This window comes from Catenulispora acidiphila DSM 44928 (assembly GCF_000024025.1).
Classification (GTDB): Bacteria; Actinomycetota; Actinomycetes; order Streptomycetales; family Catenulisporaceae; genus Catenulispora; species Catenulispora acidiphila.
The window spans coordinates 1,812,059-1,838,535 of record NC_013131.1; the positions used below are offsets into that span (position 1 = coordinate 1,812,059).

General features: G+C 69.1%; 20 protein-coding genes. 14 read left to right on the plus strand and 6 right to left on the minus strand.

Annotation, left to right across the window (positions count from 1 at the left end):
- The 5 genes from CACI_RS07975 (at position 1) to CACI_RS07995 (ending at position 4,667) form a co-directional block, all read left to right on the plus strand.
- On the plus strand, positions 1 to 900 hold the full coding sequence (locus CACI_RS07975; protein ID WP_012785813.1) for a carbohydrate ABC transporter permease: 900 nt from the start codon (positions 1 to 3) through the stop codon (positions 898 to 900).
- Positions 897 to 1,766 (plus strand): carbohydrate ABC transporter permease, encoded by an 870-nt coding sequence (locus CACI_RS07980; protein WP_012785814.1) that lies wholly within the window; start codon positions 897 to 899, stop codon positions 1,764 to 1,766. Before CACI_RS07975 ends, CACI_RS07980 begins: the two co-directional genes overlap by 4 nt.
- Positions 1,763 to 2,446 carry a ThuA domain-containing protein gene (locus CACI_RS07985; protein WP_012785815.1) on the plus strand — a complete coding sequence of 228 codons (684 nt, stop codon included), beginning with the start codon at positions 1,763 to 1,765 and terminating at the stop codon, positions 2,444 to 2,446. The genes CACI_RS07980 and CACI_RS07985 overlap by 4 nt, the downstream gene beginning before the upstream one ends.
- Entirely contained in the window at positions 2,431 to 3,567 is a 1,137-nt protein-coding gene (locus CACI_RS07990; protein ID WP_012785816.1) for a Gfo/Idh/MocA family protein, read from the plus strand. The genes CACI_RS07985 and CACI_RS07990 overlap by 16 nt, the downstream gene beginning before the upstream one ends.
- Before the next feature lie 83 nt (positions 3,568 to 3,650).
- On the plus strand, positions 3,651 to 4,667 hold the full coding sequence (locus tag CACI_RS07995; RefSeq protein ID WP_012785817.1) for a hydroxyacid dehydrogenase: 1,017 nt from the start codon (positions 3,651 to 3,653) through the stop codon (positions 4,665 to 4,667).
- A gap of 3 nt (positions 4,668 to 4,670) precedes the next feature.
- Here CACI_RS07995 and CACI_RS08000 read toward each other — a convergent pair whose 3' ends face one another.
- Positions 4,671 to 5,720: an MDR family NADP-dependent oxidoreductase gene (locus tag CACI_RS08000; RefSeq protein ID WP_049871985.1), complete on the minus strand. Its 1,050-nt coding sequence runs from the start codon at positions 5,718 to 5,720 to the stop codon at positions 4,671 to 4,673.
- Between the two features lie 112 nt (positions 5,721 to 5,832).
- Here CACI_RS08000 and CACI_RS08005 point away from each other — a divergent pair, with 112 nt between their 5' ends.
- The 3 genes from CACI_RS08005 to CACI_RS08015 all read left to right on the plus strand — a co-directional run bounded on the left by CACI_RS08005 (position 5,833) and on the right by CACI_RS08015 (position 11,880).
- On the plus strand, positions 5,833 to 6,714 hold the full coding sequence (locus tag CACI_RS08005) for a LysR family transcriptional regulator (RefSeq protein ID WP_012785819.1): 882 nt from the start codon (positions 5,833 to 5,835) through the stop codon (positions 6,712 to 6,714).
- 333 nt (positions 6,715 to 7,047) lie between these two features.
- On the plus strand, positions 7,048 to 10,686 hold the full coding sequence (locus tag CACI_RS08010; RefSeq protein ID WP_012785820.1) for a choice-of-anchor D domain-containing protein: 3,639 nt from the start codon (positions 7,048 to 7,050) through the stop codon (positions 10,684 to 10,686).
- A gap of 369 nt (positions 10,687 to 11,055) precedes the next feature.
- Entirely contained in the window at positions 11,056 to 11,880 is an 825-nt protein-coding gene (locus tag CACI_RS08015) for a polysaccharide lyase family 7 protein (protein ID WP_012785821.1), read from the plus strand.
- 112 nt (positions 11,881 to 11,992) lie between these two features.
- Here the strand turns inward: CACI_RS08015 and CACI_RS08020 are convergent, their stop codons facing one another.
- The gene (locus CACI_RS08020) at positions 11,993 to 12,259 is read right to left on the minus strand and encodes a hypothetical protein (protein WP_012785822.1); all 267 of its coding nucleotides are present in this window, start codon (positions 12,257 to 12,259) and stop codon (positions 11,993 to 11,995) included.
- 219 nt (positions 12,260 to 12,478) lie between these two features.
- Between CACI_RS08020 and CACI_RS08025 the strand changes: the two genes are divergently transcribed.
- Together CACI_RS08025 and CACI_RS45245 are read left to right on the plus strand one after the other, a co-directional pair.
- Entirely contained in the window at positions 12,479 to 12,721 is a 243-nt protein-coding gene (locus CACI_RS08025; protein WP_012785823.1) for a hypothetical protein, read from the plus strand.
- A gap of 281 nt (positions 12,722 to 13,002) precedes the next feature.
- The gene (locus CACI_RS45245) at positions 13,003 to 16,944 is read left to right on the plus strand and encodes a glycoside hydrolase family 3 C-terminal domain-containing protein (protein WP_049871505.1); all 3,942 of its coding nucleotides are present in this window, start codon (positions 13,003 to 13,005) and stop codon (positions 16,942 to 16,944) included.
- A gap of 13 nt (positions 16,945 to 16,957) precedes the next feature.
- Here the strand turns inward: CACI_RS45245 and CACI_RS08035 are convergent, their stop codons facing one another.
- Positions 16,958 to 17,914: a threonine/serine dehydratase gene (locus CACI_RS08035; protein ID WP_012785825.1), complete on the minus strand. Its 957-nt coding sequence runs from the start codon at positions 17,912 to 17,914 to the stop codon at positions 16,958 to 16,960.
- Between the two features lie 60 nt (positions 17,915 to 17,974).
- Positions 17,975 to 19,210: a serine hydrolase domain-containing protein gene (locus tag CACI_RS08040; RefSeq protein ID WP_012785826.1), complete on the minus strand. Its 1,236-nt coding sequence runs from the start codon at positions 19,208 to 19,210 to the stop codon at positions 17,975 to 17,977.
- A gap of 77 nt (positions 19,211 to 19,287) precedes the next feature.
- Between CACI_RS08040 and CACI_RS45250 the strand changes: the two genes are divergently transcribed.
- On the plus strand, positions 19,288 to 19,797 hold the full coding sequence (locus CACI_RS45250) for a GNAT family N-acetyltransferase (protein WP_012785827.1): 510 nt from the start codon (positions 19,288 to 19,290) through the stop codon (positions 19,795 to 19,797).
- On the opposite strand, the gene CACI_RS08050 is transcribed toward CACI_RS45250, so the two are convergent.
- Entirely contained in the window at positions 19,783 to 22,122 is a 2,340-nt protein-coding gene (locus CACI_RS08050) for an ABC transporter permease (protein ID WP_012785828.1), read from the minus strand. The two genes, CACI_RS45250 and CACI_RS08050, sit on opposite strands and share 15 nt — an antisense overlap.
- Positions 22,119 to 22,853 carry an ABC transporter ATP-binding protein gene (locus CACI_RS08055; RefSeq protein WP_012785829.1) on the minus strand — a complete coding sequence of 245 codons (735 nt, stop codon included), beginning with the start codon at positions 22,851 to 22,853 and terminating at the stop codon, positions 22,119 to 22,121. Before CACI_RS08055 ends, CACI_RS08050 begins: the two co-directional genes overlap by 4 nt.
- 131 nt (positions 22,854 to 22,984) lie before the next feature.
- Between CACI_RS08055 and CACI_RS08060 the strand changes: the two genes are divergently transcribed.
- Genes CACI_RS08060 through miaB form a run of 3 tightly spaced genes read left to right on the plus strand, consistent with a single transcriptional unit; the run spans position 22,985 to position 26,456 of the window.
- The gene (locus CACI_RS08060; RefSeq protein WP_012785830.1) at positions 22,985 to 24,208 is read left to right on the plus strand and encodes a sensor histidine kinase; all 1,224 of its coding nucleotides are present in this window, start codon (positions 22,985 to 22,987) and stop codon (positions 24,206 to 24,208) included.
- Positions 24,208 to 24,888, plus strand: coding sequence for a response regulator (locus CACI_RS08065; RefSeq protein ID WP_012785831.1), 681 nt, complete (start codon positions 24,208 to 24,210; stop codon positions 24,886 to 24,888). Before CACI_RS08060 ends, CACI_RS08065 begins: the two co-directional genes overlap by 1 nt.
- Positions 24,889 to 24,926: 38 nt before the next feature.
- On the plus strand, positions 24,927 to 26,456 hold the full coding sequence (gene miaB, locus CACI_RS08070; RefSeq protein WP_012785832.1) for a tRNA (N6-isopentenyl adenosine(37)-C2)-methylthiotransferase MiaB: 1,530 nt from the start codon (positions 24,927 to 24,929) through the stop codon (positions 26,454 to 26,456).
- Positions 26,457 to 26,477: the final 21 nt, after the last annotated feature.

Below are 26,477 nucleotides of genomic sequence, written 5' to 3' on the forward strand. Positions count from 1 at the left end.
GTGAGCACCATCCCCTTCGGTACGAAGCGGACACGGCGGTGGCTGCCCTGGGCCTCCATCGCCGTGCCCACCATCGGCTGGCTGGTGTTCGGTCTGTTCCCGTCGGTGTCGACCGTCTTCTTCTCCTTCACCGAATACTCCGGCTTCCCGGGCACGCCGCTGCACTTCTGCGGACTGTGCAACTACCACAACGCGTTCAACAGCTCCTGGACCGACTTCTCCACCTCCGTGACCGTCACGCTGAAGTACGTCGCCGGGGTCACGATCCTGCAGATCACGATCGGGCTCGGACTGGCGCTGCTGCTGCGGCACCGGCGGCGCGGGTTCGGGTTCTACCGCGCGCTGATCTTCATGCCGCAGGTGTTCTCCGTGACCATCGTCGGCGTGCTGTTCTCGCTGGTCTTCGACCCGCAGAACGGTCCGGCGGAACCGATGTACCACGGGCTGTTCGGCTCCACCAGCGCGTTCCTCGGCGACCAGACCTGGGCGCTGTGGCTGGTCATCATGATCAACGTCTGGATGTTCGCCGGCTACACCATGCTGGTCTACATCGCGGCGCTGCGGCGGATCCCGCCGGAGCTGTACGAGGCCGCCTCGCTCGACGGCGCCGGACGGTTCCGCACCTTCCGCCACATCACCTGGCCGCTGCTGGCGAACGCCACGACGGTGAACGTCTTCCTGACGGCGATGGGGTGTGTCGGTGAGTTCGCGCTCATCAGGGTTCTGACCGACGGCCACTACGGCACGAAGACGCTCGGCATGTACATGTTCGACACCGCCTTCGGCGTGAACCCCTCGCTGGGCTACGGCTCGATGCTGGCGGTGGCGCAGTTCCTCATCACGCTGGTGATCGGCAGCGTGCTGCTGTTCTTCCTGCGCCGACGGGAGGTGACGCTGTGAGCCTGCGACTTCGGGAAATGACGCGCACCGGCGGGTTGCAGCTGGTCTGCCTGGTCATCTCGGTGGGCTTCTTCGCCCTGCCGCTGATCTATCTGGCGCTGCAGGCGTTCAAGACCAACAACGAGTTCCTGAACGACCCGACCGGGCTGCCGCACTCCTGGACCATGTCCAACTTCAGCGACGCCTGGACCGAGGGCGACTTCTCCAGCGAGATGGTGAACAGCCTGCTGTACGCCATCGTGCCGGACGTCATCACCCTGATTCTCGGCGTCTTCCTCGCCTTCCCGATCTCCCGCGGCTGGTTCAAGCACTCCAACGCGCTCTACGGGTTCTTCGTGTTCTCCGGGTTCCTGCCCGCCGGGCTGATCCCGCTGTTCATCGAGGCGCAGAAGATCGGCACGTACAACAGCCGGATCGGCTACCTGATCATGACCTCGCTCACCGGCGCCGGGTTCTTCTTCTTCGTGGGCTACATCAAGACCATCCCGCGTGAGATGGACGAGGCGGCGGCGCTGGACGGCTGCGGCTACATCCGCTACATCTTCACGATGATCATCCCGCAGATGAAGCCGGCGCTGGCCACCTTCGGCATCTTCGGCTTCGTCGCCGGCTGGAACAACCTGATCCTGCCCCTGGTCATGCTCAACGACCAGAGCCTGTGGCCGGTCACCCGAGGGTTGTTCTCCTTTTTCGGGCAGTACTCCTCGCAGTGGCCGCTGGTCTCGGCGGCGACCATCATCGTCGCCCTGCCGATCCTGGCGGTGTTCGCGATCCTGCAGCGCAACCTGGTCGAAGGCGTCGCCGGCGGGGCGGCGGCCGGGAGCCGGGGCGTCAACACAGCACAACCTGTGGAGAACAACGAATGACAGAACACGTACATCAGGGCTCGGCGACGAAGCGTGCGCTGGTCGTCCGCGGCGGCTGGGACGGCCACGTCCCGGTCCCCGCGAGCGACCGGTACGCCGCCGCGCTCAAGGACGACGGCTACGACGTCACCGTCTCCGACACTTTGGACAGCTACCTGGAGGAGGACCTGCTGGCCGCCACCGATCTGATCGTCCAGTGCTGGACGATGGGGCAGATCAGCGGCGAGCAGACCACCGGTCTGCTGCGGGCGGTGCGCGCCGGGACCGGGTTCGCCGGCTGGCACGGCGGCGTCATCGACGCCTTCCGCGGCGAGACCCGCTACCAGCTGATGACCGGCGGGCAGTTCGTGCACCACCCGCGCGAGTTCACCACGTACGAGGTGCACGCGCGACCCGAGCGCGCCGACCATCCGATCATGGCCGGGATCGCGCCGTTCACCGTCACCACCGAGCAGTACTACCTGCACATGGACCCGGCGGTGGAGGTCCTGGCGGTCACCGACTACGCCGAGGACCCGGACCATCCCGAACTCGCCGGCGTCGTCATGCCGGTCACCTGGACCCGGCAGTGGGGCGCGGGGCGGGTCTTCGTCACCGCGGTCGGACACCGGGTCGCCGACCTGGAGGTACCCGAGGTGGACGAGATGATCAGGAGGGGCATGGCATGGGCGACACGGTGAACGCGGACGACACGGCGAAGGACCGCTCCGTCCTGCGCGTCGGCGTGGTCGGCGTCGGGAACATCAGCGGGCAGTACCTCCAGGCCATCCCGCGGTTGACGAACCTGAAAGTGACCGCGATTGCCGACCTGGACGCCGAGCGCGCCGCGAAGGCGGCGGCCGAGGTTCCCGGCGCGCGTTCGGTGAAGCCGGACGAGCTGTACGCGGCAGAGGACGTCGATCTCGTCCTGAACCTGACCATCCCCGCCGCGCACGCCGAGGTCGCGCAGCTCGCCATCGCCGGCGGCAAGCACGTCTACGGCGAGAAGCCGCTCGCGGCCACCACCGCCGAGGCGCGCGTGGTGCTGGAATCCGCCGAGCGGGCCGGGGTGCGCGTGGGCTGCGCGCCGGACACGGTGCTCGGCACGGGGATCCAGACGGCGCGCGCGGTCCTGGACGCCGGGGACATCGGCGTCCCGGTCGCCGCGACCGCGTTCATGGTCACGCCGGGACACGAACGCTGGCATCCGGCGCCGGAGTTCTACTACCGCCCCGGCGGCGGTCCGCTGCTGGACATGGGCCCGTACTACCTCACGGCGCTGATCACGTTGCTGGGCCCGGTGAAACGCGTGGTCGGGATGTCCTCGACGCCGCGTCCCACGCGGGTCGTCGGGAGCGGTCCGCGCGCCGGGACGGAGTTCGGCGTCGAGGTGGAAACGCACGTGACCGGCGTGCTGGAGCACGAGGGCGGCGCGCTGTCGACGCTGGTGATGAGCTTCGAGGTGTGGGCCGGGCAGCTGCCGCGGATCGAGGTGTACGGGACCGGCGGCTCGCTGGAGGTGCCCGACCCCAACGGCTTCGACGGGGAGGTGAGCATCTTCCGCGCCGAGGCCAAGGAATGGGAGCAGGTCCCGGAGAGCGGCGGATATCGGGACGCCTCGCGCGGATACGGCGTCTCGGATCTGGCTCGGGCGCTCGGCGAGGGCGTCCCGCACCGGGCGAACGGACAGTTGGCGTTCCATGTGCTGGACGTCATGGAATCGCTGCTCGCCGCCGCGAAGAGCGGGGAGTCGGTGACCGTCGGCAGCACCTGTGAGCGGCCCGCGGCGGTACCGGCCGCGGCTCGTCCCGAAGTCCGGTAACCCCGAGAACTTGTTGCCCCGCCTCGCTGGAAATGGGGAGCGCGGCGGGGCGGCAAGCCGCCACCTGCGGAGGAATCAGAACCTTGACCGCCCGTCCGACCGTGCTGTTCGCGATGACCCACGAGAACCTGCCCCGGCTGTTTTCGCCGCGGGCGCTCGACCGGCTCCGGGAGCTGACCGAGATCGACGCCTGCCTGGTCGTCGACGATTTCCGCGGACCCGACGCGGCCCGCGCCCTGGCCTCGACCGAGGTGCTGATCACCAGCTGGGGCGCGCCGCCGATCGATCAGCGCGTCCTGGACGCCGCCCCGCGCCTGCGCGCCGTACTGCACGCGGCCGGGACCGTGCGCGGCTACGTCACGGACGCCTGCTGGGAGCGCGGACTGCTGGTCTCCTCGGCCGCCGAGGCCAACGCGATCCCCGTCGCCGAGTACACCCTCGCCGCGATCCTGTTGGCCGGCAAGAACGCCTTCGCCCTCCGCGAGTCGTTCACCGCACTTCGCGGCGCCACCGACCCTGACCGCGAGCGGCGCCGGGACACCCTCGGCAACCACCACCGGCGGGTCGGCGTCATCGGCGCCTCGCGCGTCGGACGGCGGCTCCTGGAGCTGCTGCGCCCCTTCGACTTCGAGCTCTTCCTCAGCGACCCGTACATCGGCCCGACCGAGGCGACCGACCTCGGCGCCGTCCTCCTCTCCCTGGACGACCTGCTGCGCAGCAGCGACATCGTGACCCTGCACGCCCCGGACCTCCCAGCGACGCGCGGCATGCTCGACCGCCGCCGCCTCGCACTGATCCCCGACGGCGCCACCGTGATCAACACCTCCCGCGGCACCCTCATCGAGCCCGAAGCCCTGACCGACGAACTACTCTCGGGCCGCCTCAACGCCATCCTCGACGTCACCGACCCCGAGCCGCCGCCCCCCGATTCCCCCTTGTACCGATTGCCGAACGTCTTCCTGACCCCCCACATCGCCGGCTCCCTCGGCAACGAGCTGTCCCGCATCGGCGACGCGGTGGTGCAGGAGGTCGAGCGGCTGGCGGGCGGACGGCCGCTGGAGCACCGGGTGGTGCGGGCGGATCTGGAGCGGGTGGCGTGAGAATCAGCTCTCTTCGAAGGTGACGACCATCTTCCCGACGTTCCCGCCGCCGAGCATCGCCACGAAGGCGTCGACCGTGTTGCCGAAGCCGTGGACGATGGTCTCGTCGACCGGTACGGCGCCGGAGATGATGTGGGGGATGAGGAAGGACTCGAACTCCTCGCGGGCGTCGAGGTGGTCGCGGACGAGGAAGCCTTCGAGGCGCAGTGCTTTGCCGACGATGTCGTAGAGGTTGGCGGGTGCGGCAGGTGGGTTCTCCAGGTCGTCGTATTGCGCGACGGCACCGCACCAGGCGATGCGCCCGGAGTGTCGCAGGATGCTGATGGCTGCTTCCAGGTGGGTGCCGCCGACGTTGTCGAAGTAGACGTCGATGCCGTCCGGGGCGGCGGCGCGCAGCTGATCGGCCAGCGGGGTCGCCGCGTGGTAGTCGATGGCGGCGTCGAAGCCGATGTGCTCCATGAGGTGCTTGGCCTTGGTGGAGGAGCCGGTACTGCCGATGAGTCGGCCGGCACCCATGACGCGGGCGATGCGCGCCGCCGCGGTCCCGACGCCGCCGCCGGCTGCCGAGATGAACAGGTCCTCGCCCGGCTGGAGTTCGGCGACGCGCTTCAGTCCGACGTAGGCGGTCAGTCCCGTGCCGCCGAGGATGCCGAGGTAAGCGGTCAACGGGACGCCTTCGGGCACTGTCAGGACTCGGATATCCGCCTTGGCGACGACGGCATGGGTGGCCCAGCTGTGACGGTGGAAGACGATGCTGCCCTCGGCGATCACAGGGTCCTTCGACGCCACGACGCGGCCCAGCGCCCGGCCCTCGAGTCCAAAGCCCTTCTCCCAGCCGCCCCAGTGCATCGCCTCGCGCATGTAGGGATCGACGGACTGCGCCAGGTTCCGGACCAGGATCTCGCCCGGCGCGAGCGTCGGGATCGGGCTGGAGACGATCTCGAAGTCGGCGGCGGTGGGGCGGCCCTGCGGACGGCGGGCTTGGCGGATGGCTCGGTAGTTAAGCGCTGTAGACGCTGTCGACACTGTCGATGCGGTCGTGGTGCTCGGCATGTCCATGACGCTAGCGAACATCGCTGGTCAGAAGCAGATCGCGGCGTTTCTGGATAACCGTCTTCCATGAGCGGGCTTCATGGTCACGCATCCTAGGCCTAGAGTGATCAGCATGACCGATCTCGCCCCCTCGGAGCTGCGCGTGCTGGTCGCCGTGGCGCGGACCGGGAGCTTCACCGCCGCCGCCGAGGCGACCGGGACGACCCAGTCCGCGGTGTCGCACGCGGTGCGGGGCGTGGAGCGCAAGGTCGGCGCGGTGCTGTTCGAGCGCGGCCGCAGCGGGGCGCGGCCGACTCCGGCGGGGGAGCGCGCCGTCGTTCGCGCCCGGCAGGTGTTGCGGCAGCTGGAGTTGCTGGGAGCCGAGGCGCGCGGCGCCGAGGAGGGCACGGTCACCGGAACGCTGCGGATCGCGGCGTTCCGCAGCGCGGCGGCGGTGCTGCTGCCGCCGGCGATCATGGGCCTCGCGGCACGGTATCCGGGCGTCGCGCCGCATGTGCTGGTCGTCCCCGAACTCGGTGCCGGCACGGTCGGCGAGGTCGAGGAAGGCCGCGCGGACCTGGCGATCGCCACTCTGGACGACGAAGCGCCGACGCCGCCGGGAATGGTCGTCGGCGAGCTGCTCCGCGAGCCGTATGTACTGGTCTACCCCGCCGCCCGCAAAGAACCGCGCGGCCTGCCCTTGATCGACTGGCCGGAGAACTGCTCCTCGTACACCCGTGAATGGTGGCGCAGCCAGGACTTCCTGCCCAAGGCGACCCTGGAGGTCGCCGACGACGGCGTGGTGCTCTCGATGGTCGCGCAGGGCGTCGGCATGGCGATCCTGCCCCGCCTGACCGTCACCGGTCCGGTCCCCGGCGTCACCGTGACCGGTCTCGGCGCGGACGGGCCGACGCGGCGCATCGTCAGTGTGGCGACGCGTGCGGACGCCAAGGCCGCTGCGCCGCGCGAGCTGGTGCGGCTGCTGCGCGGGGTGGCTCGGGAGATGCTGGGCTAGTTTGCAAGCCTTGTGTCGCATAGGTAACGCAAAGCGCTGATACGCCCCATAGGCGACCGCCGCCTGCGCCCGACCCCGTCGCGCGGGGGTGTTCCGCGCCATGCCGCGAGCCCTGCTGCCGGCGCCCGCACATCAGGACCTTGACCTGCTGAAACGCGGCGTGGGTCGGGGACATCGCGATTTTTCAAGGAACAGCAAACTCTTGCGGGATTGAGATCAGGATATTGCGCGCAAGTGTCGGCGGCGTTACGCTCCCGCTGCGACATCTCCCCACCCGGGCCGAACCCCACGGCCCGTACCCCGCACGGTGCCCCATCGAAGGAGCCCTTTGTGATGTCCAGATCCACACGCGCCGGGATTTCCGGCGCGCGACCGTACTCGCCACGCCGTTCGCTGGCCGCCGCCCTCGGGGCGGTGCTGGTCTCCACCGGTACCCTGGTCGCCCTCGCCGCCTCGCCCGCGGCCGCGGCCGGCGCCACCGGCGGATCGGGGGCGAACCTGCCCTATGTGGAGGTCCAGGCCGCGAAGGCGACCGCGACCACCGGAACCCTGATCGGTCCCAGCGTCATGCAGGGGCAGCTGGCCGACGAGGCCGCCTACCGGCAGGCCGTCACCCTGGCCGGCAACGGCTCGGGCCAGAGCATCACCTTCACCACCCCGGTCGCGACCAACTCGATCAACATCCGCTACAGCATCCCGGACAGCTCGAACGGCTCGGTCTACACCGCGCCGCTGTCGCTGTACGTCAACGGGACCAAGCAGCAGAACCTGACGCTGACCAACGCCTACAGCTGGTACTACGGCGGCTATCCGGGCAGCAACTCCCCGGGCAGCACCCCGCACCACTTCTACGACGAGGCGCACCAGCTGTTCAGCACCACCTATCCGGCCGGCACGACGTTCAAGCTGCAGGTCGACTCCGGGGACAGCGCCGCGTCCTACACGGTCAACTTCGCCGACTTCGAGAACGTCGGCCCGGCGCTGACCCAGCCGGCCGGCTCGGTCTCGGTGACCAGCGAGGGCGCCGACGCCACCGGCGCCGGTGACTCCACGGCCGCCTTCAACGCCGCCATCGCCGCCGCCGGGCCCGGCGGCACGGTGTGGATCCCGCAGGGCACGTTCAACATCCCGCGCCACATCACGGTCAACAACGTGACGGTGGCCGGCGCCGGCATGTGGTACTCCACGGTGACCGGCGCGGCGCCCGGCTTCTACGGCCTCGGCGAGCCCGACAGCTGCGGAGTCGGCGGCAACAAGGGCTCCAGCAACAACGTGCACCTGTCCAACTTCGCGATCTTCGGCAATGTCCAGACCCGCAACGACTGCGACCAGGTCAACGGCATCGGCGGCGCGATGAACAACTCGACCGTCAGCAACATCTGGATCGACCACATGAAGGTCGGCGCCTGGATGGACGGGCCGATGGACAAGATCTCCTTCAGCGGGATGCGCATCCGCGACACCTCCGCCGACGGCATCAACTTCCACGGCGGCGTCACCAACTCCTCGGTGACGAACAGCGACATCCGCAACACCGGTGACGACGGCATCGCGCAGTGGGCCGACTCGGGCCTGGGCGCCGACGCCAACGACACCATCTCCAACAACACGGTCTCCGACCAGATCCTGGCCAACGGCATCGCGATCTACGGCGGCCACGACAACACCGTCACCGGCAACCTGGTCGTGGACTCCGGCATATCGCAGGGCGGCGGCATCCACGTCGGACAGCGCTTCACCTCCACCCCGGTCGGTCTGACCACGATCTCCAACAACACCCTGATCCGCGACGGCGACCTGGACCCGAACTGGCAGTTCGGCGTCGGCGCGCTGTGGTTCGACGGCAGCCAGGGCGCGATCACCGGGCCGATCAAGGTCAGCAACGCCCTGATCGAGCAGAGCCCGTTCGAGGCGGTCCAGTGGGTCGAGGGCACGGTCAGCGGCGTCTCGCTGACCGACGTGACCATCGCCGGGACCGGCACCTTCGCGATGCAGGAGCAGACCGGCGGCTCGGCGACGTTCACCAACGTCACCGCCACCGGCGTCGCGCAGGCCAACCAGGGCAACGCCCCGAGCTACAGCTGTGAGGGCAACGCCTTCGCGGTCACCGACGGCGGCGGCAACTCCGGCATCAGCCCGACCTCGTGCCTGAGCGACAACCCGACCGAGGTCTTCCCGCCCTACCCGGCCAGCAGCGTCACCACCAGCCCGGGTTCGCTGAACTTCGGCTCGGTGGCGACCGGCGCGACCAGCGCGGCGCAGACCGTGACGGTCTCGAACCCGACCGGTTCGGCCGCCTCGGTGTCCTCCATCACCGCCAGCGGTGACTTCGCGCAGACCAACAACTGCGGGTCGTCCATCGCCGCCAACGGCTCCTGCACGGTGAACGTCACCTTCAAGCCGACCGCCTCCGGTGCGCGCACCGGCAGCCTGACCGTCACCGCCGGCGGCGTCACCAACACCGTCACGCTCTCCGGCAGCGGCATCGCGCCCGGACCGGTGCTCAACGCCAACCCGGCGAGCCTGTCCTTCGCCCGCACCGCGGTCGGCGCCTCGACCGGGACGCAGGCGGTGACCATCAGCAACAACGGCACCAGCGCGGCGAGCGTCTCAGGGGTCTCGGTCACCGGCGACTTCAGCCAGACCAACAACTGCTCCTCGATCGCCGTCAACGGCTCCTGCACGGTGAACGTCAAGTTCGCCCCGACCGCCGGCGGCTCGCGCACCGGCACACTGACCGTCGCCAGCAACGCCAACAACGCCCCGACCACCGTGGCGCTCAGCGGTACCGGCGTCGACGGCTCGGTGAACCTGGCCGCCGGGCAGCCGGCCACGGCCAGCTCCAGCAACGGCTCCTTCGTTCCGGGCAACCTGACCGACGCCGACGCCTCGACCTACTGGGAAAGCGCGAACGGCGCCTTCCCGCAGTGGGCCCAGGTCGACCTCGCCCAGAACTGGAACGTCGGCAAGGTCGTGCTGCGCCTGCCGCCGTCGACCGCGTGGGGTGCCCGCACCCAGACGCTGTCGGTGCTCGGCTCGACCGACGGCTCGAACTTCAGCACCCTGGTGGGTTCGGCGACGTACACCTTCGACCCGAACGCCAACAACAACACGGTGACCATCCCGTTCACCGGCACCTCCGTCCGCTACGTCCGGATCAACGTCACCGCCAACAGCGGCTGGCAGGCCGCGCAGCTCTCGGACATCCAGGCCTACCTCGGTAGCGGCGGCGGCACCACGGGCCCGTCGATCGCGACGAACCCGGCCAGCGTGTCCTTCGGCAGCCAGGCCGTCGGCAGCACCTCGGCCGCCAGCGCGGTGAGCGTGAGCAACACCGGCAACGGTGCGGCGTCGATCTCCTCGATCACCGCCAACGGCGACTTCGCGCAGACCAACAACTGCGGCAGCTCGCTGGCCGCCGGCGCGTCCTGCACCGTGAACGTCACCTTCACCCCGACCGCCTCCGGCGCCCGGACCGGCACGCTGAGCATCGCCAGCAACGCCCCCGGCAGCCCGGCGACGGTCGCTTTGAGCGGCACCGGCGGCTCCAGCGCGAACACCAACCTGGCGCTGAACCAGCCGACGTCGGCCAGCGGGTCCACGCAGAACTACGTGCCGGGCAACACGGTCGACGGCAACACCAACAGCTACTGGGAGAGCACGGACAACGCGTTCCCGCAGTGGCTGCAGGTCGACCTCGGCGCGTCGAAGAGCATCAGCAAGATCGTGCTCGACCTCCCGCCGTCCAGCTCCTGGGCCACCCGGACCCAGACGCTGTCGGTGCAGGACTCCACCACCAACAGCACCTTCTCCACTGTGGTGGGGTCGGCGACCTACACCTTCAACCCCTCGACCGGGAACACCGTGACCATCACGTTCCCGGCGGCCACCACGCGGTACGTGCGGCTGAACTTCACCGCCAACAGCGGGTGGCCGGCCGGGCAGCTCTCGGAGTTCCAGATCTTCCAGTGACGCCTGATCGGTAGTGCGGCAGCCGGTTTCCGGTTGCCGAGCTCGCGGCGCCGTCCCCGTTGACGCGGGGGCGGCGCCGCTTTTCGGTGCGCGCTCGACGACTCGACGACTCGACGACTCGGCAACAACCCAGAGCCCTGATTCGGTGCGCTGATCGTCCTGTTTGACCGCCTTTGCCGGTTCACATATGGGGACACCAATTCTGGTTATGAACCTTTACTCAACCTTGACCGCCCTACCATTGCCCGTCCGCGCCCCGGCCCAGACGATGGACACGCGCTTCACAAGGTCCGGACACACCCCCACCGGCACTCGGTCCATGGCTCCCGATCGCCGACGTCCACGCCACCCACCCGAAGGGACGCTCTCATGTTGAGAGGCGCATCACCCAAGCTCGTCGCCGCGGCCACCGCGGCCACCGTGGTCCTCACCGGCGCCGTGATCGCCGCGTCGTCGACGGCCGCCCAGGCCGCCCCGGCCGTGACCCGGGCCGCCGCCCCCAAGCTCAGCACCACCGTCGCGCCGGGCGGCAACTTCAACCTGTCCGTCTGGGAGCTCCAGGAGCCCGTGGGCAGCCCCGGCTCGCCCCGCACGATCCCCTCCGCGCAGCTGCAGGGCGCCAAGGGGTATCAGGACTCGTACTTCTACACCGACACCAAAGACGGCGCCATGACCTTCTGGGCGCCGGAGAAGGGCGTCACCACGCCCAACTCCAACTACGCCCGCTCCGAGCTGCGCGAGATGAACACCGACGGCAGCTCCGCGGACTGGAAGCTGGCCGGCTCCCACCAACTGCAGGCCACCTTGCGCGTGGACTCGGTGACCGACCACGTCTGCGTGGGCCAGATCCACCTGGGCACCGGCGGCTCCTCCACCAAGCCGCTCGTCGAGCTGTACTACTACAAGAACGGCAACATCGTGCTCGGCGAGGAGAACTCGCCCTCCGGCGGCCAGACGACGCACCAGATCGCCAACGTCCCGGTCGGCACGCAGTGGAGCTACACCATCGCCGTCTCCGGCGGGAACACCATCAACCTGACGGTGAACGGCAAGACCACGAAGTACGCGATCCCGTCGTCCTTCAACGCCTACCACATGTACTTCAAGGCCGGTTCCTACAACCAGTCCTCGTCGAGCAGCACCACGAAGGGGGCGCGCGTCGCCTTCTACGCGCTGACCGTGAAGCACAGCTGACACAGGCCGGCTGACACAGCACGACTGACACAGCCCAACTGACACAGCTCAGCTGATGTGGCACAGCACGCAAAGCCTCCCCGCGCCCGAACCGCCATCGGACGCGGGGAGCTCAGAGCCCGAACGCTTCCTTCGTCTTCTCCCGCTGCGCCCGAGCCAGCCCCCGCATCACCTCATAGCTCCGGCCGTCCATGGTCGACACGATGATGACGTCATGGCCCTGCCGCTCCTCGACCGTGGAGATCGAAGCCCGCGCCAGCGAGATGTTGTCGTTGAACAGCATCCGGAACGGCGCCTTGAGATGAATCGTATGTTCATCGAATTCCGTCACGGTCCACCGCTTGTGCTCGGCCTTGTCCGCCGCCTTGTTCTCGGTCATGCCTGTTAGCGTTGCGCCGCCGGTACCGCCCCGGCCGCGCGGGTGAGCCGTTCGGGTGTGTCGCGGGCGGATCGGGGCGGAATTTCTTGTGAGACGGGACGGCTAGTCTGCCGCGGGCGGCTCTGTAGAAGAAGACTCCCGCCGAGTACTACAACGGGACAGGGGACAGCTGCTGCCCCGCCGACCTGGCAGAACTATGTCGGTGCTCGGTGGACGAGGATGGCGCAGACATGTGGGTGGGGCTTGTACGGCAGCCCACGAGACTTACTCCAGGTCTCCGAGGCCGAGATCGTCGCGGCGTTCGGCCACGACAAGCCGACTCGCGCCGAGTTCGAGCGGCTTTCGGACGCTACCTACTCGCCGCTGCTGGAGGACGACGGCCGGGGTCGCGGGCGCTGTCTGGTGCTGTTCCAGGGCGGCGTGCCTGAGGCGGTCGTCTTTTGGGGGCACTCGGGAGACTGAGCTACTCGGGCGGTGCTCGGATTCGCCGGAACCGGTAACGGATGCGGTTACGGGAACGGTTCCGGAACCGGTTCTTCATTGACAGTGGTTGACGCGCGCGCAATATTCAAGCCGAACGAGGGCGCCCTCCCTGATTCGTCGCACAGATTTCGCATCGGCTCTTCGCTGCTGCCATCTGTGGGATCTCCGGGACTGAAGGGACAGCAATGAGGCTCCTCACACCTGCGCGCTGGTCCACGCCCGTGCGCGGGCGACCACGGTCGTCCAGGCCACGGCCGGTTTTGCGTACCCTGCTGGCGGCGGGGGCGTTGTTCGCCGCGTCGCTGGCGGGGTTGCCGAGTCCGGCGAACGCCGCTGCCGGCGCGCCGTTCGGCGGGACGGCTGCCGCCGTGCCGGGTCTGGTGCAGGCTGCGAACTACGACACCGGCGGGCAGGGCGTCGCCTACAACACAGCTGCGGGCAACGGCTCTGCGAACAGCTACCGCGCCGATGGGATCGATCTGGAGACCACCGCTGACACGCTGGGGACCAGCCCGGCAGGCGGTGCCTATGACATCGGCTGGACGACACCGGGGCAGTGGTTCAACTACACGGTCAACGTCGCCACGGCCGGGACGTACAGCGTTGCTTTCAGGCTGGCTTCGCCGTATGGCCTCACCGACGCCCTGCACATCGCCAACGCCTCCGGTACCAACCTCACCGGCTCGGTCGCAGTCCCCAACACCGGTGGTTATGAGACCTGGACGACGGTCACCGCGAGCCTGGTGCTGCCGGCAGGCACCCAGACGCTGACGGTGAAGCAGGACTCGAACGGCTGGAACTTCCACAACATGGCCTTCACTCTCACCTCAAGTGGTGGCGGTGGAGGTGGCACTGACAAGCCGTTTGGCGGGACGCCCGCGCCGGTTCCCGGCACGGTCCAGATCGCCAACTACGACACCGGCGGAGCAGGCGTCGCCTACAACGTGACCGGCACCAACGGCACTGCGACTACTTACCGCACCGACTCGGTGGACCTGGAGAACACGCCCGACACCCAGGACACCACTCCTCCCGGCGGCGCCTATGACATGGGCTGGACCAACGCCGGACAGTGGTTCCACTACACCGTCCAAGTCGCGACCAGCGGCGTGTACACCGTCAGCTTCCGCGTGGCAGCACCGGCGGCGATCGCCGACGCCCTGCACCTCGAAAACGCCTCCGGCGCCAACCTGACCGGCGCCGTCGCCGTCCCCGCCACCGGGAACTACGCGACGTTCACCACGGTCACCGCGTCCATCACCCTGGCGGCCGGAGCCCAGACGCTCACCCTGAAGCAGGACGCGAACGGCTTCAACATCCACTTCCTGTCCTTCGTCCAGGGCACGAGCGGCGGCGGACCCGGCCCGAACCAGTACTGCGGCACGCAGGACCTGGCGATGGACCAGCCGACCACAGCCTCCTCGACGTACACCACCACCGGCAACCCGGCGTCCTCGGCCACCGACGGCGACCCCGGCACCCGCTGGGAGAGCGCGTACAGCGACCCGCAGTGGCTGGACGTGGACCTCGGCGCCCAGACGCAGATCTGCAGCATCGGCCTGCTGTGGGAGGACGCGTACGCGTCCGGCTTCCAGATCCAGGTCTCCAACGACAACGCGACGTGGACGAACGTCTACTCCACGACCACCGGCACCGGCGGACACCAGACGATCCCGGTCTCCACGACCGACCGCTACGTCCGTCTGTACGCCTCGAAGCGCGCGACCCAGTGGGGCGACTCAGTCCTCGAGTTCGACGTCTACGGCTTGACCAGCACCCCGCCGGTCACCGGCGGCAACGGCAACGGCGGCAACGGCGTCTGCCCCTGGGTCGGCTCCACCGCGCCGGTCGCGCAGCGCGTCCAGCAGGTCCTCAACACCATGAACCAGTCCGAGGAACTGACGCTGGTCGCCGGCGACGGCACGACGAACTACATCGGCCACGTCGCAGGCGTCCCCAACCTGTGCATCAAGCAGATGAACATGGAAGACGGACCCTCCGGCGTCGGTGACGGCAACGGCGGCGTGACGGCCTTCCCCGACGGCGAGTCCGCGGCATCCACCTGGGACCCGAATTTGATCCAGCAGGAGGGCGCCGCCAAGGGCGCGGAGTTCGCCGGCAAGGGCGTCACCATCTCGCTCGGCCCGACGTCGAACCTGGTGCGCGACCCGCGCTGGGGACGCACCTATGAGACCTACGGCGAGGACCCGTTCCTGGCCGGACAGATCACCTCCTCGGAGGTGAAGGGCATGCAGAACCAGGGCGTGATGGCCGACGTGAAACACGTCGCCGCCTACGACCAGGAGCAGTATCCGAACGGCGCCAACAACGAGATCGTGGGACAGCAAGCGATGCAGGAGCTGTATCTGGCTCCCTTCCAGTCCTCGATCGCGCAGTCCGCACCGGCTTCGTTCATGTGCTCCTACGCGGTGGTCAACGGCGCCTCGTCCTGCGCGAGCGCCCCGATGCTCCGCAACGGTCTGGACACCCAGGCGAACTCCGGCGGCTTCGTGGTCTCCGACTGGGGCGCCGCGGGTCCGGCGGTCGCCGACGCCAACGGCGGCCTGGACATCGCGATGCCGTTCAACTCCTACGCGACCAACCTGGGCAACGCGCTGGCCGCCGGCCAGTTCGACCAGGGCACGCTGAACGCCATCGTGGCCAGGATCCTGACCCAGATGTTCGCCTTCGGCGTCTTCGACAACCCGGCGAGCGGTTCGCTGGCCGCCACGGTGACCAACGCGGCGCACCAGCAGACCGCGCTGCAGCTCGGTGAAGAGGGCACGGTCCTGTTGAAGAACAACGGAATCCTGCCGCTGAACCCGAATCCGGCCACTGCGAAGTCCATCGCGGTAGTCGGTACCGACGGCGGCGCCGCGGTCGAACTCGCCGGCGGTGGCAGCGGCGGGGTCGACAGCTCGAATACGGTCTGGCCGATCACCGGCATCCAGAACGCGGTCGGGCCGAACGTGAAGGTGACCTACACGCCCGGCGACGACAACGGGACGGCGAACATCCCGCAGGCGGTCGCGGCCGCGCAGGCAGCGACCTACGCGATCGTCTTCGTCAGCGCGCCCGAAGGCGAAGAGAGCGACTTGCAGACGCTCGACGTGTCCGCTGCCGACGAGACGATGATCAGCAATGTGGCGGCGGTGAACCCGAACACCATCGTGGTGATCAACAGCGGTTCGCCGGTGGTCATGCCATGGCTGAACAACGTGGCCGGTGTCCTGGAGAACTGGTACGGCGGTCAGGAGACCGGTGCCGCGGTCGCCGCGCTGCTGTTCGGGACCGTGAACCCGTCCGGCAAGTTGCCGGTGACGTTCCCGGCGTCGCTGAGCCAGGTCCCGGCGCAGACCACCGCGCAGTGGCCGGGCACCCCGGCCGGGCCGATCTACAGCGAGGGCGTGAAGATCGGGTACCGCTGGTACCAGTCGCAGAACATCACCCCGGCGTTCCCCTTCGGATACGGCCTGTCCTACACCAAGTTCTCCTTCTCCAACTTGGCAGTCGGAGGCTTCAACTCCAACGGCCAAGCCACCGTCACCGCAACGGTGACCAACACCGGATCGGTCGCCGGGGCGGAAGTGGCGCAGATGTATGTCGGCGATCCGGCAGCCAGCCAAGACCCGCCCAACCAGCTGGCCGGATTCCAGCGCGTCATGCTCAACTCGGGGCAGAGCGCACAGGTCACCTTCCCGTTGACGGTTCACAACCTGGCCTCTTGGTCAGCTACTGATAACCAGTGGGAGGCACAGGCAGGGACCTACGCGATCCGGGTTGGCGACGCCTCCAACAACCTGCCGCTGACTGGGTCCACCTCGCTGGCCAACACGCTCACCGGTCAGGTCGCCGCAGGCGCCTCCTACGCCGGGATATCGACCGCGAACACTGCGGTCAGCGCCAACGTCACACCGAATTCCGGTGTCCCCGGCTCGGAAACCGTCGGGGTCGTGAACCCCTTCGGCTACAGCAGCCCCAAGGGCACTGGCGTGTCGTTCCAGATGCAGGGTGTTGACTCCAACACCTCGCAGACACTCACCTACACGGCAAGTGGTCTGCCGCCGGGCATCAGCATCAGCGGCAACGGCACCTTCTCCGGCTCGGGCAGCACGCTCGGGACCTACACCGTGACCGTCACCGCCAAGGATGGAGCGGGGGTGACGGGCACAGCCACCTTCGTGTGGTCGATCGTTCAGTGAGCTCAGCGAAAGTTCAGTGAGCCAGGTCGGACGGATCGGTGTTCGCGCCGCAGAGCACGACAGCGATCCGTTCGCCCTCACTGGGGGAGTACCGCCCGGACAGCAGCGCGGCCAGCGCGGCCGCGGCGCCGTGCTCCACCAGCACCCGGCGGTGCTCCCACAACGCGGTGCGGGCCGCGATGATCTGCTCGTCGGTGACCAGGACGGAGGTCGCCAGAGGGTTCGTGGCCAACTGGTAGGCCGTTTCCGAGACGCGCCGCGCGCCGAGGGAGTCAGAGGCGACGGACTCCACGTCGACGTCGGTCGGGCCTCCGGCCTCCAGCGCAGCGTTGAGGGCGCGGCAGTTCTCGGGCTCCACAGCGATGACGCGGACGCCGTGCGGGAACATCGCGGCGGCGGTTCCGGCGAAGAAGCCGCCTCCGCCGACGGCGACCATGACGGTGTCCACGTCCGGGATCAGGTCGCGGATCTCGGCGGCGCAGGTTCCGGCGCCGGCGGCGACCAGGGGGTTGTCGTAGGCGTGGGAGAGCAGGGCTCCGGTTTCGTCCGCGTGCTGGATGGAGGCTTCGAGGGCGTGGGCGTAGACGGTGCCTTCGAGGCGCACGTCGGCGCCGAGCGCGCGGAGCTTGGCGATCTTGATCGTCGGCGCGGTCGCCGGGAGGAAGACGGTGACCTTGATACCGGCGGCGCGACCGGCCCAGGCGGCGGCGATCGCGGCGTTGCCGCCGGAGGCGATGGTGATGCCCTCCTCGGGCATGGTCCCGTTCTCGAGGTGGTGCAAGGCGAGGTTGAGCGCGCCGCGGGCTTTGAAAGAGCCGCCGTGCTGCATGTACTCGGCGGCCAGCCATACCGCTGAGGCTCGTGGCACGGTGCCGGGATCGGCGGGGGCGACGGTGACGCGGCGTACCCGGGAGGCGATGCGGTCGGCGGCGGTCTTGACGTCGGCCTCGGTGATGACGGGGGTGCTCATCAGAGTTCCTTGGGGTGAGTGATGGTCAGGCGTCAGGCGTCAGGCGGCGGGCGTTAGGCGTCACGAGGCGGGATCGGTGGCGGCGGCTTGCGATGCGAGGGTGTCGAACTCGTCCGTGGTTCCGTTGAAGATCGCATCAGAAGTCTGCGATAGGAAGATCGCGCAGATCCCGCGGCTCGGGTCGTTGAACCAGGATGTGCCGTAGCCGCCGTTCCAGCCGTAGCGGTCGGCGGTGACGGACACGCCCATGCCCCAGCCGCTGCCGTTGAGCGGGAAACCGGCTTCGGAGACCTGCTCCGGGGTGAGCTGGTTGGTCGTCATCATCTCGACCGATTCCGGCGAGAGGATCTGGCGGCCTTCGTGGGAACCGCGCCGCAAAAGCATGCGGGCGAAGGCGTAGTAGTCGTCGGCGGTACTGATTAGCCCTGCCGCGCCGGAGGGGAAGACGGCCGGAGCCGCCCACGTCTGCCAGGGATCGGCCGGCTGTCGGGTCAGCTTCCCGGTGGCGAAGTCGGTGACGTAGTAGCCGGGCAGCCTGCGCGCCTCGGCTTCGGGGACGTGGAAGCCGGTGCTGCTCATGCCCAGCGGGTCCAGGATGCGTTCCTTCACGACCTCTTCGAGTGGCGCTTTGGCGGCGCGGGCGAGCAACACGCCCTGGACGAGCGAGCCCACGTTGTAGCGCCAGCGGGTTCCGGGCTGCTCCATCAGCGGCAGTTCGCCGAACAGGCGGGTCCAAGCGTCGGGAGAGTGCGCCGTGCGCGGTTCCGGCTGCGCGAGGACCAGGTCACGCTCCTCGGCGGCGAGGTTGATCGGGGATGGCGGGTTGATGTCCGGCGGCTCGCCGTTCATGCCGAAGCCGAGGCGGAAGGTCAGCAGGTCGCGGACGGTGATCGCGCGGTCGGCCGGGACGGTGTCGTCCAGCGGGCCGTCCAGGCGGGTCAGGACCCTGCGGTTCGCCAGCTCGGGGAGGAAGGGGTCGATCGGCGCGTCGAGGTCCAGGATTCCGGCGTCGACGAGGCTCAGGACCGCGGCGGCGACGATCGGCTTGGTCATCGACGTGATGCGGAACGGCGTGTCGCGGCGCAGCGGATCGCCGTCGGTCAGGTCGGTCTCGCCGAAGACGCCGACGTCGACCTGCTCGGAGCCGCTGCCGCTGCTGTCGCCATGATCGTCGCCGTCGCCGACGCGGGCGACGAGCGTCACGACGCCGGGCAGCTCGCCGCGCCCGACGCGTGCCGCGATCGTCCGGTGGAGCCTGCGGAGGGCGTCCTGGTCCAGGTGGGGTGCCGTTGCCATCCGGCCATTCTCCTCTCCGGGGCGGACGGAACAATGTCTTGTGCAAGACTTGCCAGATCCCCGGAGGTGCCCGAACCATGCCCATCGTCATCCGCCGCGCCGACCTGCCCGCCGAGGCCGACGAGATCGCCAAGCTCCTGACGGACTACATCACCACGGCGCTCCAGGAGCTTCGGGAGACCTTCGGCGTCGAGGACTCCCCGACCGACGTCTCCAGCCTGCGCGATTCCCTGCAGGAGTACAGCGACCCGTCGAAGGCATTGTTCGTCGCGCAGGACGAAGCCGGCGCGTTGGTGGGCGTCGCGGGCTTGCGCACGCTGGAGCCCGGCGTCGTCGAGATCAAGCGGATGTACGTGGTCCCCGAGTGCCGCGGCGCGCACCTCGGCTCCCAGCTGCTCGATCGCCTGCTCGCCGAGGCCGGACGGATGGAGGCGCGGACCGTGCGCCTCGACACGGCCCGCTTCATGGCAAGCGCTCAGCGTCTATACCGGTCGCGCGGGTTCGCCGAGCGGACGCCGTACGCGGGGACGGAGATCCCGCCGCACTTGCAGCAGTACTGGATCTTCTTCGAACTACTCCGTCCTTAGGATCTCCGCGGCCGATGCCCTTGAGGCACGGAACGAGGGAACGAGCGACCCCAGCACGGCGATCACACAACCAGAAAGCACGAGGGCGGGAAGCCACCACCAATGCCACACGTCCAAGACAGCGGCGGGTAGGTCGCGTCCGGTACCGCGACCGGTCGCCGGGATGACGACGCGGTGCGCGAGCATGCCGGCTGGGAGGCCGAGGAGACCGCCGAGCGATCCCAGTACCGCCATCGCCGTGACCACCAAGGCGATCAGCTGACCGGGGGTCATACCGATCGACTTGAGGACGCCGAGGTCCTTGCGGCGTTCGCGGGTGCTCAGCACGACGGTGTTGAAGACGCCGAGCGTGCAGACGGTGACGAGCATCGCCGTCAGGGTCGAGACCACGCTGATCATCGTCTTCTCGATCGAGCCCGTGCCGTCGTTCACCGCCGGCTGGACGCCGGGGTCGAGGTGGGAGGCGGCTGCGGCGTAGGCGGTCGGATCGGTGCCGTGGGTGAGACTGACGGAGAACGTGCTGGCACGGTGTGTGCCGCCGAGGCCGATGAAGCGGTTCCAGTCGGTGGTCGTCAGGTCCCAGCCGTCGGACTGTTCGCCGACGACTGTTTCAGAGACCTGCTTCCCCTCGGCGTCGGCGATCTCGATCGTCTGTCCCAGTCGGAGACGTTGCTGGTGCCAGAACTGCGAACCGGCCACGACCTCGCCAGGGCCGTGGACCCAGCGTCCGCGGACCAGGTCGGGGGAAAGCGCTGCGGTGTCTCCCGTCTCGATGCCCAGCCGGACGGCAGCGCTGCTTCCGGCCACGTGGGTTTGTCCGACTGCGCTGGCGGAGACGTGAGCCGTGCCGGGAAGAGCGCGCAGCAGCGCGAACAACTGATCGTCGGTATGGGTCGGCGCTGCGGGGCGTGCCGGCGACTCCGGATTGTCGACTCCGATCGTCACCTGGACCTTGTCCTGCTGATCCTGGGTCCGGTTGAAGGCGAGGACGGACGCCGCGAGCCCGATCGCCAGCGTCGCGCTCGTCACGGCGAGGACGATGGTCGACAGAGTCAGGGCCGTGCGACCCGGTCTCGCCAACGGCCAGCCCAGCCCGAGGCTCACCGCTCGGGGCAGCCGCGACTCGCCTAGGCGGCGCTGGGCGGCCAGGCCGCGTCCGGTGTGCTGCGCGCTGCCGGAGCCGATCGCCACCGCAGCGGGCAGGCGGCGGGCTCTCACGGCTGGAATGAGTGCGGACACTGCGACGAGGACCGGCATGCCGATCAGCACCAGCGGATAGATCCAGGTCGGCACGGTCACCATGTTCCGGACCAGATAGTTGCCGGAGACGCCCCAGAACGCGCCCTGCGCCATCCAGGTCCCGACGACCGAGCCGAGCGCCGTGCCTATCACGCATCCGATCGCCCCCGGAGCGGTGACCATGAGCAGGTAGACGGCGGTCACCTGGTTCGGGGTGAATCCCAGGGCTTTGAGAATCCCGATATGTCGGAAGCCGGCGACCACGGCGCCGCTGACCACGGTGCCGACGATCAGGACCGAGACGACGAGGCCGAGGATGCCGAAGGCGGTCAGGAACGCGACGTAGGTGTTCGGTCCGGTGGCCAGGTGGGCTTTGAGGGTGAGGTAGGAGGCGGTTCCGGTCAGGGCACCCCGCGGCAGCCCAGCGGTGATCGCTGCCGTGTCGGACGTGAGCGCCGCGCCGGTTCCGGCGTCGTGGAACCGGTACATCATCTGCGTGGAGGACACACCCAGCGCCCGGGCTTGGTCGGGGGTGACCCAGCCGTTGGCGGACTGGCTCACGGAGGTGGCGTAGCCGACGACCTTCAGGTCGATGCCGCCTGGCGCCACGACGTGCACGTCTTTGTCGAGCAGCCGGGCCGCGCCGTATCCCTGGGGCAGGTTCAAGACGATCTCGCCCGGGCCTTCGACCCAGCGTCCGGCGTAGACCTTCATCGTGTCGACCGGGGTGTCGGGCCGGTCGCGGCCGACGACGGTGAAGGTGCCCGCGACTTCGAACGGGGCGCCTACGGCAGTGGGCTGATGAAGTACGGCGACGGGGTAGGGACCGGCGGAGGCGGTGACCCCGGTCGTGTCGGCGGTCTGTGCGAGCTGCGCATCTGAAGCTTTGGTGTCGTCGAACTCTGCGATGACATGGGCTCCGTGGGACGCGTTGTACGCCTTGTCAAAGGGCCCTGATACGGCGGCCATCAGTCCCAGCGTGACCACGATCATTCCCGTCGAGGCCAGGACGACCACGCCGAGGATGAAGGTCTGGAGACGGCGCCGCTTGATCGCGGCTCGGGCTACGCTCCACACCGCTGTCATCGCGCCTGCTCCCTGCCGTGTGCAGTGACCTGTTCGGCGATGTGCTCGCCGGCGATCCGGCCGTCCACGACGTCGACGACTCGGCGTGCGCAGCGTGCCGCGAGCCTGCGGTCGTGCGTGACCACCACCAGCGTCTGGCCCTGCCGGTTCACCTCCGTCAGCAGCTCCACCACCGAATCTCCCGAGCGGCTGTCGAGCGCGCCGGTCGGCTCGTCGGCCAGGAGCAGCGCCGGGCGGTTCATCAGGGCCCTGGCTACCGCGACGCGTTGGCGTTCGCCGCCGGACAGCGAGGCCGGATAGACGTCCTGGCGGTCGGCGATCCCGAGCTGGTCCAGCAGCTCCATCGCTCGTCGCCGCGCCGGTCCGGCTTTGAGTCCGACCAGCCGTCCGGCGAGGACGACGTTGTCCAGCGCGGGGAGGTCGTCCAGCAGGTTGAAGAACTGGAAGACCATCCCGATCCGGCGCCGGCGGAACAGGGCCAGCTCCTTCTCGGTGAGCTTGCCGAGGTCCTGCCCGCAGACCACAACGCTGCCGGCTGAGGGTCGGTCCAGCCCGGAAAGCAGGTTCAACAGGGTCGACTTGCCGCTGCCGGACGGGCCCATCACCGCGACCGACTCGCCGGCTCGGATCTCCAGCCCGACGCCGTCCAGCGCCGAGTAGTCGCCGAAATCCTTGCGCACGTCTGAGAGGCGCACCACGGTCTGGAGCGGCTCGGAATCCTTGGGAATCATGGGATCGAGGCTGCCGTCGGCGGTGGGTCCGCCACATCGGAGCAGGACCGGCAATCGGGTCGGCGTTGTCGCCCGGGGGAGTACGCCCTGGGTCCGATGTGGGAAGGCGGTCTGCTTCTTAGGATCGGGGCATGTCCGAAGCCCGACCGCTGATGACGCGGGTGACTCCGGCGCGGGTGGTCGCGTGCGTCTGGGTTCTGTCGACGCTGTCCTTGTTCATCGCGCAGGCGCTGCGGTTGAAGCGGCCGTGGGGCGGGACGGTGGTAGGGCGTGATCCGTCGTCCGATCCGCTGATGACGGACCATCGGCAGCTGGTGGTGCTGATCGCCGCGGCGGGGTTGGTGGCGCTCGGCTGTCGGTTGCTAGGTCGGCGGCCGGTTTCGGCGGTGGCGGCGGTGGCTGCGTTGATGGCCAGCGTGTTCGCGGTGAACTACGACCTGCATACCTCGGCGATCGCGCCTGATCAGTATGTGGCGGTGTGCGTCGCAGTGTTCTTCGTCGCGGCCGGAGGCGGCAGGCGGGTCGGGATCTGGTGTGCTGCGCTGGCGTTCGCAGGGGTGGTCGGCTACGTCGCTGCGAGCCTCGTGTTGGGGCTGCGTGTGGACACGTCGATCGAGGTGGTCGTGCTGTTGATCACGGTGCTGGCGTGGGTGCTCGGGGACGCGCGGCGTGCTGAGCGTGAGCATGCCGAACAGCTGCGGGCTCAGGTCGCCGGTCGGGCGGTGACGGCTGAACGGCTGCGGATCGCGCGCGACCTGCATGACATGGTCGCGCACGAGATCGGTGTGGTCGCGCTTCAGGCGGGAGCTGCCAGGTTGGTGGTGCTGCGGCGGCCGGATGCGGCGGAGCAGGCTTTGGGGATCATCGAGGACACGAGTCGGACGACGCTGGCCGGGCTTCGGCGGATGGTGGCGACGTTGCATGACGCGCCTGCCGATCCCGTTGGGTTGGAGGGCATCGGCCGTCTTGTGGCGAATGCGCGAGCTGCGGGAGTGCGGGTCGACGTGCAGTGGCGTGGTCGGCGCCTGCCGCTGCCGCCCGAGGTCGATAGTTCTGTGTTTCGCGTTATCCAGGAATCGGTCACTAACGTGATCAAGCACTCTGGGACGAAGCAGTGTCGGGTGTCTGTGGGGTTCGAGGATGGGGCTGTGTCGGTCGTGGTCGTCGATAGCGGCGCCGGCTCGGATGCCGGTGGTGTCGGCAGTACTGGCTACGGCTTGCCGGGCATGCGCGCCAGGATCGAGATCCTGCATGGCGAGTTCAGCGCTGGTCCGCGTCCGGAAGGCGGCTTTCGTGTTGCCGCGCGAGTGCCGGTGTCGGCGCCGGTGTCGGCGTCGGTTTCGGTGGAGGTCTGATGCCGGTCCGCGTCCTGCTTGCCGACGACCAGCCTCTGGTCCGTGCCGCTTTGGCGATGGCGATCGCCGACCTGCCCGACATCGAGGTCGCCGGGGAGGCCGGCGACGGGCTGCACGCGGTGCGGATGACCCGCGAGCTGTGCCCCGACGTGGTCGTCATGGACATCCGCATGCCCGGGACCGACGGCATCGAGGCGACGCGGATGATCACCGGCGGCGCCGGGAGCGCCCGGGTCATCGTTCTGACGACCTTCGACGATGACGACAACGTCTACAACGCGTTGCGCGCCGGTGCGTCGGGATTCCTCGTCAAGGACATGGCGGTCAGCGACATCCTCGCCGGCATCCGCGTGGTCGCCGCCGGTGACGCGCTGATCGCCCCGAAGGTCACCCGGCGCCTGATCGCGCAGTTCGCCAGCCGTCCGCGTCCCGCGACCGCGCCGCCGACGGTGCCCGCGGCGCCTCCCCGCCGGATCGAGGCGATCACCGGCCGCGAACGCGAGGCGCTGACCTTCGTCGGCCGCGGACTGTCGAACGCCGAGATCCAGGTCGCGATGGGCATCAGCGCCGCGACCGTCAAAACCTACGTGACCAGGCTGCTCGCCAAGCTCGACGCCCGCGACCGCGCGCAGCTCGTCATCGCCGCCTACGAGAACGGCCTCGTCACACCTGGCGAGTAGCGGCCGGACGCCGCGGCACTGGCCGTATCCTGGTAGGCATGCCCGACACCGCGACCGACAAGACCTACATCGTCCGCACCTACGGCTGCCAGATGAACGTCCACGACTCCGAACGCCTCTCCGGCCTGCTCGAGGGCGCCGGCTACGTGCGCGCGGCCGATGGTGCCGGCGAGGCGGACGTGGTGGTGCTCAACACCTGCGCGGTGCGGGAGAACGCCGACAACCGGCTCTACGGCAACCTGGGGCACCTGGCCTCGGTGAAGGCCGGGCGGCCTGGGATGCGGATCGCGGTCGGGGGGTGTCTGGCGCAGAAGGACCGCGGGGAGATCACGCGGCGGGCGCCGTGGGTCGACGTGGTGTTCGGGACGCACAACATCGGGTCGCTGCCGGTGCTGCTGGAGCGGGCGCGGGTGCGGGACGAGGCCCAGGTGGAGATCCTGGAGTCGCTCGACGTGTTCCCCTCCACGCTGCCGACGCGGCGGGAGTCGGCGTACGCGGCGTGGGTCAGCGTGTCGGTCGGGTGCAACAACACCTGCACCTTCTGCATCGTGCCGGCGCTGCGCGGCAAGGAGAAGGACCGGCGGCCCGGCGAGATCCTGTCGGAGATCGAGGCACTGGTCGCCGAGGGCGTGTGCGAGGTGACGCTGCTCGGGCAGAACGTCAACGCGTACGGGTCGGAGTTCGGAGACCGCGAGGCGTTCGCGAAGCTGCTGCGCGCGTGCGGGCAGATCGAGGGTCTGGAGCGGGTGCGCTTCACCTCGCCGCACCCCCGGGACTTCACCGACGACGTGATCGCGGCGATGGCCGAGACGCCGAACGTCATGCCCCAGCTGCACATGCCGCTGCAGTCCGGCTCGGACACGGTGCTGCGCGCGATGCGCCGCTCCTACCGGCAGGACCGCTACCTGGGCATCATCGAGCGGGTCCGCGCGGCGATGCCCGACGCGGCGATCACGACCGACATCATTGTCGGCTTCCCCGGGGAGACCGAGGAAGACTTCGAGCAGACGATGCACGTCGTGCGCCAGGCGCGGTTCTCGGCGGCGTTCACCTTCCAGTACTCCAAGCGGCCCGGCACGCCGGCGGCCACGATGGAGGAGCAGGTGCCCAAGGCGGTCGTGCAGGCGCGGTACGAGCGGTTGGTCGCGCTGCAGGAGGAGATCTCCTGGGAGGAGAACAAGAAGCAGGTCGGGCGGACCGTCGAGCTGCTGGTCGCCGAGGGCGAGGGACGCAAGGACGGCGAGACCCGGCGGATGTCGGGGCGGGCTCCGGACAACCGGCTGGTGCACTTCGCCGTCGGGGACACCGCGGCCGCCGACCTGCCGCGTCCCGGCGACATGGTCTCGGTGGAGGTCACCTACGCCGCGCCGCACCACCTGAACGCCGACGGTCCGGACGGCGCGAGCGCTATCAAGGCCCTGCGACGTACCCGGTCCGGGGACGCTTGGCAGGCTCGGCAGGAGCAGCCGGAGTCCGAGCGGCGCGCGGCGGCCGTCACGCTGGGGATGCCGTCGATCGGCAAGCCGGCGGTGTCGGCGGAGGCGGAAAGTGCTTGCGGCGTCTGCTGATTCTGGGTTCTGAACTGATCC

What these genes read in the sequence shown, in the direction of transcription:
- CACI_RS08060 (WP_012785830.1), top strand. Translation starts at nt 22,985, where the DNA reads ATGTCCGAAGCCCGACCGCTGATGACGCGGGTGACTCCGGCGCGGGTG.
- CACI_RS08065 (WP_012785831.1), top strand. Translation starts at nt 24,208, where the DNA reads ATGCCGGTCCGCGTCCTGCTTGCCGACGACCAGCCTCTGGTCCGTGCC.
- CACI_RS08050 (WP_012785828.1), bottom strand. Translation starts at nt 22,122, where the DNA reads ATGACAGCGGTGTGGAGCGTAGCCCGAGCCGCGATCAAGCGGCGCCGT.
- CACI_RS08000 (WP_049871985.1), bottom strand. Translation starts at nt 5,720, where the DNA reads ATGCCGAGCACCACGACCGCATCGACAGTGTCGACAGCGTCTACAGCG.
- CACI_RS08010 (WP_012785820.1), top strand. Translation starts at nt 7,048, where the DNA reads ATGTCCAGATCCACACGCGCCGGGATTTCCGGCGCGCGACCGTACTCG.
- CACI_RS08055 (WP_012785829.1), bottom strand. Translation starts at nt 22,853, where the DNA reads ATGATTCCCAAGGATTCCGAGCCGCTCCAGACCGTGGTGCGCCTCTCA.
- CACI_RS07985 (WP_012785815.1), top strand. Translation starts at nt 1,763, where the DNA reads ATGACAGAACACGTACATCAGGGCTCGGCGACGAAGCGTGCGCTGGTC.
- CACI_RS45250 (WP_012785827.1), top strand. Translation starts at nt 19,288, where the DNA reads ATGCCCATCGTCATCCGCCGCGCCGACCTGCCCGCCGAGGCCGACGAG.
- CACI_RS08015 (WP_012785821.1), top strand. Translation starts at nt 11,056, where the DNA reads ATGTTGAGAGGCGCATCACCCAAGCTCGTCGCCGCGGCCACCGCGGCC.
- CACI_RS07990 (WP_012785816.1), top strand. Translation starts at nt 2,431, where the DNA reads ATGGGCGACACGGTGAACGCGGACGACACGGCGAAGGACCGCTCCGTC.
- CACI_RS08005 (WP_012785819.1), top strand. Translation starts at nt 5,833, where the DNA reads ATGACCGATCTCGCCCCCTCGGAGCTGCGCGTGCTGGTCGCCGTGGCG.
- miaB (WP_012785832.1), top strand. Translation starts at nt 24,927, where the DNA reads ATGCCCGACACCGCGACCGACAAGACCTACATCGTCCGCACCTACGGC.
- CACI_RS08025 (WP_012785823.1), top strand. Translation starts at nt 12,479, where the DNA reads ATGGCGCAGACATGTGGGTGGGGCTTGTACGGCAGCCCACGAGACTTA.
- CACI_RS08020 (WP_012785822.1), bottom strand. Translation starts at nt 12,259, where the DNA reads ATGACCGAGAACAAGGCGGCGGACAAGGCCGAGCACAAGCGGTGGACC.
- CACI_RS08035 (WP_012785825.1), bottom strand. Translation starts at nt 17,914, where the DNA reads ATGAGCACCCCCGTCATCACCGAGGCCGACGTCAAGACCGCCGCCGAC.
- CACI_RS08040 (WP_012785826.1), bottom strand. Translation starts at nt 19,210, where the DNA reads ATGGCAACGGCACCCCACCTGGACCAGGACGCCCTCCGCAGGCTCCAC.